We start from the raw sequence: 11,492 nt of genomic DNA on the forward strand, positions 1-11,492 counted from the left end.
GGCCCGCGGCCGGGGGGCTGCGGGGAGAATGGACCGCGGACGCCTTCCCGCAGCACACAGATAGGACCAGCACCAGCATGTCGACGCCCCACCGGCCACTGCCGCCGACGCCGACGCCGACGCAACCCCCGCCCCCGGCGCCGTCCCCGTCCCCGTCCCTGTCCCCGCCCTCGTCGCCGGGAGCGGACGGGCTGCCCTGGACGGCCAGTGACGCGCTGCTGGCGGTCGGGGCGGCCGCCCTGGACCTGCTCGGCTACACGGTCGGCGGTCCCGACGGAACCCAGCCGATCGCCGTGACCGCGGTGGTCCTGCTCGTCCTGGCTGCCATGCCGCTGCTCACCAGGCGCCGCTACCCGCTGACGTCACTGGCCGCTGTGCTGCTCCTCGGCCTGGCGCTGAACCTGAGCGGGCCGGTGCCGAACCACTTCAACTGCACGCTGTGCGTCGCGCTGTTCGCCGTGGCCCGTGCCCGCAGCATCGCGGTGGTGGTGCCGGCCGGCCTGGCGGCGGCCGCCGTGCCGCTGCTGGGCCGGGGGCATCCGCTGCCCCCTCGGGCGGGGGAGGTGGCGGCCAACGTGTTCGCCGCGGCGCTGGTCATCGTCGCGGCCGAGGTGCTGAAGCGCTGGCAGCAGGAGGTGGAGGTCCGGCGCAGGCTGCTGGCCGACCGCGCGGTGGCGCAGGAACGGCGCCGCATCGCACGGGAGCTGCACGACATCGTGGCCCACCACATCACCACCATGCAGCTGATGGCCGGCGGTGCCAGGGCGAACCTCGGGGGCGACACCGAGGTGGTGCGCGACGCCCTGGTCACGCTGGAGGGCTCCGGGCGGATGGCGCTGCGCGAGATGCGCCAACTGCTCGACGTGCTCCGGGCCGGCGACGTGCCGGAGGAGGAGGCAGCGGCCGGGGCGCCGTCCGCGCCGCAGCCCGGTGTCGGGGACCTCGCAGGGCTCGTCGAGGAGTCCCGCCGGGCCGGTCTGCCCACGGAGTTCGCCGTCCTGGGGAAGGAACGTCCGCTGTCGCCGAGCACGAGCCTGGCGGTGTTCCGGATCGTCCAGGAGTCCCTCACCAACACCCGCAAGCACGCCGGCGGTCGGGCCCAGGCGCGGGTCCACCTGACCTACCACCCGGACCGGGTCACCGTCGAGGTGTCCGACGACGGTTCCGCCGTGCCGGCCGACGCCCTGGTCGGCACCCTGACGGGGACGGGCGGTGCGGCCGGACCGCGGGCGGGCCGCACCGGGTACGGTCTGATCGGCATGCGCGAACGCGTCGCGCTGCACGGCGGCAGCATGGTGGCCGGCGGTGTCGACGGTGGTGGCTTCCGGGTGGTGGCCAGCCTGCCGGTGGCGCCGGCCGACGGAGAGGAACGGCTCGGATGACGGGAACGGGAACCCCGGAGCGGATCAGGGTGCTGATCGCGGACGACCAGCCGCTGGTGCGGCGGGGTCTGGCGCTGATCCTGGGACCGGACCCGGCGTTCGAGGTGGTGGCCGAGGCGGACGACGGGCAGCGGGCGGTCGAGCTCGCGCACCTGCACCGGCCGCACGTCGTGGTGATGGACATCCGGATGCCGGTGCTCGACGGGGTCCAGGCGACCGAGCGGATCGCCCGGGAGCTGCCCGAATGCCGGGTCCTGGCCCTGAGCACCTTCGACATGGACGAGTACGTGGTGGCCGCCCTGCGGGCCGGCGCCTCCGGGTTCCTGCCCAAGGACGTCTCCCCGGAGGAGCTCTCGGCGGCCGTGCGCACCGTGCACACCGGGGAGGCGGCGGTGGCGCCGCGTCTGCTCACCCGGCTGATCTCCACCTACGTCACCACGCCCCGCCGGCCGCAGCCGCCGTCGTCGGTCGCGGTGCCGGTGTCCGACCTGGGGGAACTCACGCCCCGCGAGATCGAGGTGTGGCACCTGCTGGCCACCGGCCTCGACAACGCCGAGATCGCGTCGGCGATGGGCATCAGCGTCTCCACGGTCAAGAACTACATCACCAGCATCTTCGCCAAGCTGAGCGTCCGCGACCGGGCCCAGGCGGTGATCGCGGCCTACGAGTCGGGCCTGGTGGAGGCCCGGTCCGCGAACCCTGCGGGCTGAAGTGGGCTGAAGTGGGTTGGGGTCGGTCGGCATTGAGCCGGTCCCGGCCCGGCACGACCATCGACCCCACCGGGACGGGATCCCGGTGGGGTCGAATCCGTCCGTGGGCGGGTCAGCGGAAGAGGGCCGCGTCCAGGGCGTCCGTCATGTGCTGCGCGCCGGGGCGCCCTCGGCGTTCCCACCGTGCCCCTGCCGCGGACCCGCCCATTTCCCGTCACCGACGAACTCCAGCAGGAGGGCGTCACTCAGATGTTCGAGCACGGCCCCGTCCGGTGGTCGCCGAACGAGACCGCGAACCCGCTGATCCCCCGCGCGAACGCCCAGTTCTTCCAGGGCAGTCCGGCCCCGGGCGATCTGAAGGAGAGCGCCACGCTGCTGCCCAAGGGCCCCGACCGGGGCATCGTCGTGGTGCGCGGCTACATCGGCGACGACGGCAACCCGGTCAACCACGCCCTGGGCAACCACCGGCTGTGGAGCACCGAGCCCGAGGCCAGCTCCAAGGTGGCCATCGCCTGGGACACCGCCACCGGCCAGGTCGGGATCTACGTCGACCGGTCCTGCGTCGGGGACCTGACCTGCCGCAACGCCAAGCCCCTGGTGCGCACCGAGCACGCCAAGGTGGTTCAGGACGACCGGACCCCGCAGAACGAGTACTGGGTGGAGCCCTACGGCGACGGCGGCATCCGGGTGGACGTCTCGGCGGTCAACTCCTTCGTCGACGTCCCCGGCTCGCAGTACGCGGACCTCGGCCGGATCAACGCGACCTTCCACATCTACCCGCACGGCTACGACGACAAGAACAAGAACTTCACCGGCTTCGACGTCGACACCAACAAGGACAAGTACCCGTCCTGGGAGGTCCTGCGCTACCCGCGTCTGCTGGAGAACTCCGGTTCCCCGCAGGCCCTTTGGCAGGGCACCGTGTGGCAGGGCTCCATCACGGACCTGAAGGCCCCGCAGCACCTGTGCCACCGGAACGATCCGGACCACGCCCCCGTCGCCATGACCTGCAACTGACCATCCCCCCCCCGGGAGGGCCGGCTCGTCCGGCCCTCCACGGGCGACGTCGGGCGACGTCACCAGCCGGGATAGCGCTCCCACCAGTGCGGGTCGCGGGCCGGCAGGTACTCGCCGCCGCCAGGTGAGTCGACGTACTGCTGGAGCAGGTCCCGCGCCAAGGTGTCCAGCACCCAGCCGAGTTCGAGCCGGCTCAGCAGCTCGACCGGCAGCGCGTCGACGCCGTGGGCCGCGCCGAGCAGGGCCCCGGCGGTGGCCGCCACCGAACTGCCGTCCGGTGCGCCGGCCGCGAACCGCAGGGCGGCGTCGACGGTGTCGCGACCGGGGAAGCGGGAGACCACGAGGAGGGCGCCGAGCAGGGCCGAGGAGGCGGTCGCGTCCGGGGCGATCCAGGCGAGCTGCCCGTGGTCCGCTACGGCCCCCGGGGCCTTCAACAGGTCGAGGACCGGGTCGGGGCCGGCCGGGTGCGGCATGGCCGGCGGCCGCACCAGGGCGTCGATCGGGTGCTCCTCACCGACGCGGGAGGCCGTCCACGTCCGGAAGGGATCGTCCTCGGCGAGGCAGTGGGCCACCAGCCCGGCCGCGGCGACGGCCGCCTCCTGCGCCTCCGGAGCGCCGTGGGTGAGGGCGGCCGTCTCGCGGACCGCCGCGGCGCAGCCCGTGGGACCGGAGAGGTGGTGCAGCACGCCGAGGGCCAGGCCCCGGGTGAGCGCATGAGCCCCCCGGCTGCCGGTGACCGGTTTCGTCGGCGTGCCCTGCGTCAGCCCGGTCAGGGCCGCGACGGTGGCCGGCGCCGAGCCGCGGCGCTCGCGAAGAGCGGGCACCCGCGCGAGCCAGCCGTCCGGCCAGCGGTCGTCGCGGCCGTGCGTCCAGCGCTCGGAGAACCACTCCGGTTCGATGCCCTGGAGGAAGGCCCAGCGGCAGTACGCGTGCCAGATCACGGACGGTGCGTGGCAGATGCCCTTGTGGTCCATCCGGACCGAGGCCCGGATCGCCCCCTCGACGGTGAAGGCCGCCAGCTGGGTGCCGACACCGATCCGCAGCGGCCCCTCGGTCGGCCAACGGCCCCGGACCACCCCCGCCGCGTCCCCCAATGCCGCCCCCAGCACCAGCCCCCGCACCCGTGTCTCGCCCACCGTCGCGTTCCGCACCGGTCGCCCCTCCTCCGCTCGTCGCCTCACATCCCACCACGGCTGCGGAGGAGTGGCGGAGCCCGGCAACGGCTTCAGTAGTCGAGGGGCCAGCTGTACGGGCTCCAGCGGCCGAAGCGGGCCAACAGGTGACGGGCCCCGTCCTCGTTCAACCCGAGCCCGGCGGCCGCCTCCGCCAGACCCACCTCGCACCGGGCATCGCGAGCGGCCCAGTAGGCGGTCCGCTCCGCGGTCACCTCCAGCAGCCGGGCGGCCCGCAGGGCCGCCAGCGGGGAGTCCTTCGTCAGCCGCTCGACGGCGTCACCCAGGCGCCGCAACTGCTCCATGACGTCCTCGGGCACGACCACGGCCGACTTCTCGACCTCGACCGTGTGCTCGTCCCACTCCTGCTCGCAGGCGTCCGCGGGCTCCATGGCCGCCTCCCCGAGCAGCCGTTCACCGATCCGCTCCCAGTCGAGTGGGTGCTCGCGGCCGGACCATCCGCAGGAGCACACGGCGCGCAGGGCGTGGGCCCGCGGGGCGAGACCTGAGCGGCCGTCGTACACGGTCCACTGCGAGGTGGTCAGCCCGGACCCGTGCTCCGTCATCATCAGGTACGCGGGTTCGGGGACGGTCCCGTCACGCAGGAGCACGCCGACGGATCCCGTGTGCGAGGGCCCGAACTCGTCCGTCGTCCACGTCTCCTGCTGCACCACGGCGTCTCCCCACTCCTGCGCCTGCCCGGAGCACCCGGCCCCGGGCGCGGGACCGACGATCCCAGAACGGGTCCTCCCGTACCGCCGGATCCAGGACCCGCCCCCGATCCGCGGCCCCTTCGAGGACACTTCACCCGGTACTGATCGAACGGCTGATCGGTTCTGGCACTGCTGGGCGACCCGGACGCTGAGGCTTCGGCGGCCGGGCCGGAGCCCGTCGCGGCGGCCGGTAGACGGGGCCCTGCTGCCCTCAGCTGCGGCTTGCGGGAACGGCGTTGATCAAACGTCTGCGAATGCCTGGTCGACTACGGACATCACTTCTTCGAGTCCCAGGAGGACCGTCATGATCAAGCACATCGTGGTCGGCGCGGCCGCGGCCGCCCTCGCCGTGATCGGCGGTGGCATCGCGCTCGCCGCCCACGCGGGAGCGGACGGCAGCGCACAGCCGGCCCCGGTCCGGGCCGCCACCGTCGTCGAGCACCCGGCCACGTCCGACACCGGCCGGGCCGGTACCGCGGCCTGGACCTGGGTCAACGGTGCCGGGGTCGGCACCCACGTGACCGCCGCGGGCTGGCTCGACAAGCCCCGCGAGGGAGTTCTGTAGTCCGACCAGGCCCCGCCGGTTTCCCCTGTACCGGCGGGGCACAGGAAGTCGGCCCGTCCGACTTCCTGTGGTTCAGCGGTTCAGCGGTTCAGCGGTTCAGCGGGTTCAGCGGGTTCAGCGGGTGATGTCGCCGTCCGGCACGTCCTGGACGGTGACCTTCGCGCGCGGCTGGCCCAGCAGCTTGGCCACCGTGTCGCCGATGCCCTTCGCGTCGCCGGTCGGCTCGGGGGGCGTGCCGTCGGTGTAGTGCTCGATGGCCTTCTCGAAGTACGAGGGGTTCCAGGCCCCGACGGCCCCGCTGACGTCGACGGCCTTCACCGGCCGGTGGCCGACGGCACGCCTGATAGCGGGGAGGATCTCGTCGGAGGTGTACTTCCCCGGGACCTGGAACAGGCTGGCGTGCCCGCCGACCTTGCCGCCGTCGCGCAGGTAGACGGTGACGACCAGGCAGCTGGTCACCGACGGGTAGGTGATCGTCCCGCGCGGGCGTACCTCGCCGACCTCGCCCTCGGTGATCGAGACGGCGGCCGCGGCCCGGTCCGGGGAGACCGTCGCGGCCTTGGCCTGTGCGACCTGAGGGCTCGGTGCGACCGGTGCGGCCGAAGCCACGCCGCCCCCGGGGACGGCACAGGCCGCCACCACCAGCGCCGCGCCGACGGCGAGGCCGGCCCTTCCCCTGCCCTGCTCGGACACCATCAACGTCATGACCCCCACACCTCGGGAAAACGATCCATCCGCGAACGCGCGCACAGGCGCGGCGGAACATGCTCCCGAGTACGAACGATCTCGTCAACTCCGTGCCCAGCCGGCCCCGCCCCGGCCGTCCCGACGGGTTGGTCCCGAGGTCGCCGTGTCCCGTTCCAGCGTTCCAGGTGCGTTACGTTCCTGCTGGTCAGAGCCGGTACCGGCGTTCCACCGTGCCGGTTCTGCCGACGGACCTTCCGGCCGGGACGGGTCGGCCCGCAAGCTCTGGTCATCGAGTCGGCGAACCGCTCGACCGAACGCCGAAAGGGGCCAGACCACATGTCCGTCCGCACCTCCCGCATCCGTCTCATCGCCGCCACCGGCATCGCACTCGCCACCCTCTCACTGACCGCCTGCGGCAGCGACCACGGCGCCGGCAACGGTAACAACAGCGGCGGCAAGGCGGCCGCCACCCCGTCGGCCACCGCCCGCCCTACCCAGGAGGCCACCACTGCGGCCTCCGCCCCGACCGCCGCCACCGACACCGGTGCCACCACTGGTACTGGCGCGCATGCTGCCGCTGACTCCGGCACCGGCACCGGCACCGCCGCCACTCCCAAGGCCCCCGCCGTCCCGAAGGCCCCGACCCGCATCCCGGCGCCGTCCAAGCCCGCCAAGCCCGCCAAGCCCGCCGAGCCGGTCACCTGCACCGGCTCCAACACCAAGACCACGGCCGCTCCGTTGAACCGTCCGGTCAACCACATGCTGCTCACCGTCACCAACACCGGTGCCGGGGCGTGCTTCCTGTACGGCTACCCGGCGGTCCGCTTCGGCGAGGCCCAGGCCGTGCCCCCGGTCATCGAGGACTCCAAGCCCCAGGCCGTCGTCACCCTCCAGCCCGGCGAGTCCGGCTACGCCTCCGTCAACCTCTCCTCCACCGACGGCGGCAACGCCGGGCACGGCTACACCGCCACCTCGCTGACCGTCTACTTCTCCGGCCCCGCCATGAGCGGGAGCGTCGGCACCGGAGCCCACCCCGCCCTGCCCGCCAAGGGCGTCTACGTCGACGACTCCCTCAAGGTCACCTACTGGCAGCAGTCCATGGACGACGCCACCTCCTGGTGACCCGCATGCCCACCCCCACACCCACCGCCCACCGAACCCGGAAACGGAGACCCCACCATGCAGAAGACCCGCAGGATCGTCCGCCTCCTGGCCGTCTACACCGGCGCGGCCCTCCAGATCCTCGTCCTCGGCACCCCGGACGACCCGCACCTCACCCACCGGGCCGGCCTCGTCCGGCGCTGATCCGGACGGACGTCAGTGGTGCCAGGGCAGGTGGACCGGTTCGGCCGGGGCATGCCCGGCCACCAGCCGGGCCGTCAACTCGGCCAGGCCGAAGGGATGGACCGTCTCCTCGGTGGCCGCCAGCTCGGCGACGGGCCACCAGCGGTACCCGGCGTGGTAGGTACGCTCATGCGCCTCCTGGCCCGTCACATCGACTTGGTGGCCGGTGACGCGACAATGGAAGAAGACGTCCCGGAAAACCCCTTCGGCCCACCCGACATCCGCATAACCGGAGGTCTCCGCGACCGCCGCTCCCAGGGCCTCCGGCGCCACGGACAGGCCCGTCTCCTCACGAAGCTCGCGGGCCGCCGCCTCCGCCAGGCTCTCCCCGTCCTCGACGCCACCGCCGGGCGTGCACCAGCCGTGACCGCTCCCGGGGGCGTCCGGGTCGATGTGGAACTTCAGCAGGAGCAGGCGGTCCAGCTCGTCGGTCAACAGCACCCGGGCGGACTCGCGGCGATAACTTCCCTGTTCGGACATACCCGCAGCGTAGTCAGGGCGCCAGGGAACCCGGGCCGCACGGCATACTCCCCGCGGTGTACTCCGATACCTCACGGGGGTTACGGACGCCGTCGGAGTGTTTACATCCGCGGGCCGATTCGACACGGAGCCGCGGAATCTAGCGTCGTTCCCATGAAAAGCAACCGCCGTATCAGCGCCGTCGCGGCGCTGGCGCTCGCCGCCCTCGTCACCGGAACCGGCCCCGGGTTCGCCGCCACGACCACGCCGTCGGCCGCACCGTCGGCCACCCACGCGTTCAGCGCCGCTCCGGCCGCGGCCACCGCGCCCACGCGGTCCTTCCAAGGCACGCTCCCCGCGCCGACCGGCCGCTACGCCGCCGGCGAGGAGATCATCCACCTCACCGACGAGAGCCGTCCCGACCCGTGGGTGCCGTCCTCCGGCCCCCGCCAACTGACCGTCACCATGCTCTACCCGGCCGTCCCCGGGACCGGGACCCCGGCCCCTTACATGACCCTCGGCGAGGCAGCCGGCATCATCCAGCGCCAGAAGTTCCCGGCGAGCACCGGCATCAACCCGCAGACCCTCTCCGGCGTCACCACCCACGCCTTCGACGGCGCGCGGCCGCAGCACGGCAAGCATCCGCTGGTGGTCCTCTCGGCCGCGGCCGAGAACCCGCGCATGATGCTCACCTCGCTCGCGACCGAGCTGGCCAGTCACGGCTACGTCGTCGCGCTCGTCGGCCACACCTACGAGGACAGCGGCGAGACGCTGGCGGACGGCCGGACGCCGCCGTGCGCGATCTGCGACGACCCGGCACACCTCGACCTCCCCGCCGAGGTCGCCAGCCGCGCGCGGGACGTGTCTTTCGTGATCGACCAGTTGACGCACGGCAACAGCGCGTGGCACCTGGCACACCTCATCGACAAGCACGAGATCGGCATGGCCGGACACTCCCTCGGCGGAGCGACGGCGGCCGCCGCGATGATCGCCGACCCGCGGGTACGGGCCGGAGTGGACATGGACGGCGCTTTCTTCCCGAACCCGCTGCCCGGCCAGATCAACCGGCCGTTCCTCCTGCTGGGCAGGGCCGACGGCCACACGCCCGGCAGCGGCGACGGCATCACCTGGGGGCAGGCCTGGGACGCCCTCGGTGGCTACAAGAAGTGGCTGACGGTCGACGGCGCCGCCCACTTCAGCTTCGCCGACCACGAGGTGCTCGCCGAGGAGGCCGGGCTCCCGACGCCGGCCCTCTCCCCGGATCGCGGGGTGGCGATCACCCGCGAGTACGTGACGGCGTTCTTCGACAAGTCGCTGAAGGGGATCGACAGTCCGCTGCTGGACGGCCCCTCGCCGGACAATCCGGAAGTACTCTTCCAGCCCTAGTGACGCCGGGTCGGCGTGGAGAGGAACAGCCCGACGTGGTCGGGCTGTTCCTCTCCACCTGCGCTACCGTTTGCGCGGCACGAGTCCGGTGTCGAAGGCGATGATCGCCAGGTGGACGCGGTCCCGGGCCTCCAACTTGGCGAACAGGCGCGCGACATGGGTCTTCGCCGTCGCCGCGCTGATCACCAGCCGCTCGGCGATCTCACCGTTCGACAGTCCCTGTCCGACCAGTGCCAGCACCTCGCGCTCCCGGTCGGTGATCTCCGCGATGAGGCTCAAGTCCGCGTCGGGCTCGATGTCCGGTACGGGAGTGGCGGGTGCGGCGGCCACGGGGGTCGCGGAGGTTCCGGCGAAGTCGGCGATCAGCCGTCGGGTGACGCTCGGCGCGAGCAACGCCTCGCCGGCCGCCACCACGCGGATCGCGTCCAGGATCGCGTCCAGGGCCATGCTCTTGAGTAGGAATCCGCTGGCCCCGGCGCGCAGTGCGCCGTAGACGTACTCGTCGTCGTCGAAGGTCGTCAGCACCAGCACCTTGGGCGGGTCCGGTTCGGCGGTCGCCTGCCGGGTCGCCTCGATCCCGTCCATGCCCGGCATCCGGATGTCCATCACCACGACGTCCGGCCGCAGTTCACGGACCAGGCGCACCGCCTCCCGGCCGTCGCCGGCCTCGCCGACCACCTCCAGGTCGTCGGTGCTGCCGATCAGGATCCCGAGCCCGACCAGCATCAGCGGCTGGTCGTCGACCAGCAGTACTCGCACGCTCATGCCGGGAGCCTAGCCGTCACTCGGAATCCGCCCTCCGGGCGCCGGCCGGCGCTGAACTGGCCGGACAGCAGCGACACCCGCTCGCGCATGCCGAGCAGGCCGAAGCCGCTCCCGGCGGGCGCCGTCGAGGGCCTCGGCCGGCCCGGCTCGCCGGGACCGTCGTCCCCGTCGTCCACCACCTCGATCGTCACCCCTTCCGGCTCGTAGCCCACCGCGACCCGGCAGGTGCTCGCACCGGAGTGCCGCACCACGTTCGTCACCGACTCCTGGACGATCCGGAACGCCGACAGCTCGATCTCCGGCGGCAGTTGACGCCGCTCGCCCCGCCAGTCCACCTCGACCCGCACCCCGGCGTCGGCCGTGCGTTCGGCGAGCCGCGGGATGTCGGCCAGGCTGCCGGCCGGCGCCAGCGGGGCGGCCCCCGGCATGGCCTCGTCCGGCTCGGCGCGGCGCAGCGCCCCGAGCATGCGCTGCAGTTCGAGCAGCGTCTGACGGCTGGTGGACTCGATGCCGGCCAGCGCCTGCCGGGTCTGCTCGGGCTTGGTGTCCACGACCCGCGCCGCCGCTCCCGCCAGCACCGTGATGATCCCGATGCTGTGCGCGACGCTGTCGTGCAGTTCGCGGGCGATCCGCAGCCGCTCGGTGACGACGGCGCGGGCCTCCCGCTGCTCGCGCAGGGCGCCGAGGTATTCACGGCGTTTGAGGTACACACCCCCGAAGACCCACGAGATCGCGAACCACAACGCGATCCCCCCGGCCCACTGGGCCGCGTCGCTGACGGTTTGCGCGCGGGCGTGGAGATCGTTGACGAACGCGGCCGCGACGCCCGCGACCGAGCCGACGGCGGCAGCCTTCGGCCGCCGGACGGCGAGGTACCCGGCCAGGACGATGAGCAGGCCGAACATGATGTCGGGCCGCGCGCCGAAGGCGTTGCCGAGGACCGATTCGCCCAGGACCACCGCGAAGACCGTACCCGGCAGACGGCGCACCAGCAGAACCGGCAGGGCGAGCACGACGTACAGACCCAGCATCTCGACGGGTTCGAGGTCGGGGAACCGGAACAGGCCGTTCTCAGGAACCCCCATCGTCAACGGGATCAGCGCCGCGTAGAGGCAGGCGACGGCCAGCACCACGGCCCGTGGCGTCAGTTGGGTCACGCGCTTCGAGGTCGAGAGACGCTGGAGGAGCTCTTCCATGCGGAGATCGTATTCAGCGGCGTCGGCTCCGCGCGTCGCCCCGGGGATGTACGCCGGTACACCGCCGGGCCGATGGCCCGGGGGGAGAGCTGACAT

13 protein-coding genes are annotated in these 11,492 nt (G+C 72.9%); 7 read left to right on the forward strand and 6 right to left on the reverse strand.

From position 1 onward, the window contains the following. Positions 1–77: 77 nt before the first annotated feature. From ACIP4P_RS07575 to ACIP4P_RS07585, 3 genes are all read left to right on the forward strand, one after another. On the forward strand, positions 78–1,382 hold the full coding sequence (locus tag ACIP4P_RS07575) for a sensor histidine kinase (protein WP_400915728.1): 1,305 nt from the start codon (positions 78–80) through the stop codon (positions 1,380–1,382). Continuing rightward, positions 1,379–2,092 (forward strand): response regulator, encoded by a 714-nt coding sequence (locus ACIP4P_RS07580; protein WP_400915730.1) that lies wholly within the window; start codon positions 1,379–1,381, stop codon positions 2,090–2,092. The genes ACIP4P_RS07575 and ACIP4P_RS07580 overlap by 4 nt, the downstream gene beginning before the upstream one ends. 183 nt (positions 2,093–2,275) lie before the next feature. After that, complete coding sequence (locus ACIP4P_RS07585; protein WP_400915732.1) at positions 2,276–3,109, forward strand: hypothetical protein; 834 nt, start codon at positions 2,276–2,278, stop codon at positions 3,107–3,109. 59 nt (positions 3,110–3,168) lie between these two features. Here ACIP4P_RS07585 and ACIP4P_RS07590 read toward each other — a convergent pair whose 3' ends face one another. After that, positions 3,169–4,260 (reverse strand): ADP-ribosylglycohydrolase family protein, encoded by a 1,092-nt coding sequence (locus ACIP4P_RS07590; RefSeq protein WP_400915734.1) that lies wholly within the window; start codon positions 4,258–4,260, stop codon positions 3,169–3,171. A 74-nt stretch (positions 4,261–4,334) separates the two neighbouring features. Further along, positions 4,335–4,952 carry a hypothetical protein gene (locus ACIP4P_RS07595; RefSeq protein WP_400915736.1) on the reverse strand — a complete coding sequence of 206 codons (618 nt, stop codon included), beginning with the start codon at positions 4,950–4,952 and terminating at the stop codon, positions 4,335–4,337. Between the two features lie 346 nt (positions 4,953–5,298). Here ACIP4P_RS07595 and ACIP4P_RS07600 point away from each other — a divergent pair, with 346 nt between their 5' ends. Beyond that, on the forward strand, positions 5,299–5,559 hold the full coding sequence (locus ACIP4P_RS07600; protein WP_400915737.1) for a hypothetical protein: 261 nt from the start codon (positions 5,299–5,301) through the stop codon (positions 5,557–5,559). Between the two features lie 114 nt (positions 5,560–5,673). On the opposite strand, the gene ACIP4P_RS07605 is transcribed toward ACIP4P_RS07600, so the two are convergent. Beyond that, positions 5,674–6,264 carry a hypothetical protein gene (locus ACIP4P_RS07605; RefSeq protein ID WP_400915738.1) on the reverse strand — a complete coding sequence of 197 codons (591 nt, stop codon included), beginning with the start codon at positions 6,262–6,264 and terminating at the stop codon, positions 5,674–5,676. A gap of 318 nt (positions 6,265–6,582) precedes the next feature. Between ACIP4P_RS07605 and ACIP4P_RS07610 the strand changes: the two genes are divergently transcribed. Continuing rightward, positions 6,583–7,368: a DUF4232 domain-containing protein gene (locus ACIP4P_RS07610; RefSeq protein ID WP_400915739.1), complete on the forward strand. Its 786-nt coding sequence runs from the start codon at positions 6,583–6,585 to the stop codon at positions 7,366–7,368. A 57-nt stretch (positions 7,369–7,425) separates the two neighbouring features. Beyond that, positions 7,426–7,551: a hypothetical protein gene (locus ACIP4P_RS07615; RefSeq protein WP_350512371.1), complete on the forward strand. Its 126-nt coding sequence runs from the start codon at positions 7,426–7,428 to the stop codon at positions 7,549–7,551. Between the two features lie 12 nt (positions 7,552–7,563). On the opposite strand, the gene ACIP4P_RS07620 is transcribed toward ACIP4P_RS07615, so the two are convergent. Then, complete coding sequence (locus ACIP4P_RS07620) at positions 7,564–8,070, reverse strand: NUDIX hydrolase (protein WP_400915741.1); 507 nt, start codon at positions 8,068–8,070, stop codon at positions 7,564–7,566. 153 nt (positions 8,071–8,223) lie between these two features. Here ACIP4P_RS07620 and ACIP4P_RS07625 point away from each other — a divergent pair, with 153 nt between their 5' ends. Next, positions 8,224–9,435 carry an alpha/beta hydrolase family protein gene (locus ACIP4P_RS07625; RefSeq protein ID WP_400915743.1) on the forward strand — a complete coding sequence of 404 codons (1,212 nt, stop codon included), beginning with the start codon at positions 8,224–8,226 and terminating at the stop codon, positions 9,433–9,435. Between the two features lie 63 nt (positions 9,436–9,498). Here the strand turns inward: ACIP4P_RS07625 and ACIP4P_RS07630 are convergent, their stop codons facing one another. Both ACIP4P_RS07630 and ACIP4P_RS07635 read right to left on the reverse strand, forming a co-directional pair. Then, positions 9,499–10,200, reverse strand: coding sequence for a response regulator (locus ACIP4P_RS07630; RefSeq protein ID WP_400915745.1), 702 nt, complete (start codon positions 10,198–10,200; stop codon positions 9,499–9,501). Beyond that, a complete protein-coding gene (locus ACIP4P_RS07635; RefSeq protein WP_400915747.1) occupies positions 10,197–11,396 on the reverse strand; it encodes a sensor histidine kinase in 1,200 nt (399 codons plus the stop codon). Before ACIP4P_RS07635 ends, ACIP4P_RS07630 begins: the two co-directional genes overlap by 4 nt. Positions 11,397–11,492: the final 96 nt, after the last annotated feature.

The sequence above is a fragment of the Kitasatospora sp. NPDC089509 genome (assembly GCF_044749365.1).
GTDB lineage: Bacteria > Actinomycetota > Actinomycetes > Streptomycetales > Streptomycetaceae > Kitasatospora.

Excerpts from the sequence above, each read along its gene's own strand:
- ACIP4P_RS07575 (WP_400915728.1), top strand. The coding sequence starts at position 78 with ATGTCGACGCCCCACCGGCCACTGCCGCCGACGCCGACGCCGACGCAA.
- ACIP4P_RS07580 (WP_400915730.1), top strand. The coding sequence starts at position 1,379 with ATGACGGGAACGGGAACCCCGGAGCGGATCAGGGTGCTGATCGCGGAC.
- ACIP4P_RS07600 (WP_400915737.1), top strand. The coding sequence starts at position 5,299 with ATGATCAAGCACATCGTGGTCGGCGCGGCCGCGGCCGCCCTCGCCGTG.
- ACIP4P_RS07605 (WP_400915738.1), bottom strand. The coding sequence starts at position 6,264 with ATGACGTTGATGGTGTCCGAGCAGGGCAGGGGAAGGGCCGGCCTCGCC.
- ACIP4P_RS07610 (WP_400915739.1), top strand. The coding sequence starts at position 6,583 with ATGTCCGTCCGCACCTCCCGCATCCGTCTCATCGCCGCCACCGGCATC.
- ACIP4P_RS07615 (WP_350512371.1), top strand. The coding sequence starts at position 7,426 with ATGCAGAAGACCCGCAGGATCGTCCGCCTCCTGGCCGTCTACACCGGC.
- ACIP4P_RS07620 (WP_400915741.1), bottom strand. The coding sequence starts at position 8,070 with ATGTCCGAACAGGGAAGTTATCGCCGCGAGTCCGCCCGGGTGCTGTTG.
- ACIP4P_RS07625 (WP_400915743.1), top strand. The coding sequence starts at position 8,224 with ATGAAAAGCAACCGCCGTATCAGCGCCGTCGCGGCGCTGGCGCTCGCC.
- ACIP4P_RS07630 (WP_400915745.1), bottom strand. The coding sequence starts at position 10,200 with ATGAGCGTGCGAGTACTGCTGGTCGACGACCAGCCGCTGATGCTGGTC.
- ACIP4P_RS07635 (WP_400915747.1), bottom strand. The coding sequence starts at position 11,396 with ATGGAAGAGCTCCTCCAGCGTCTCTCGACCTCGAAGCGCGTGACCCAA.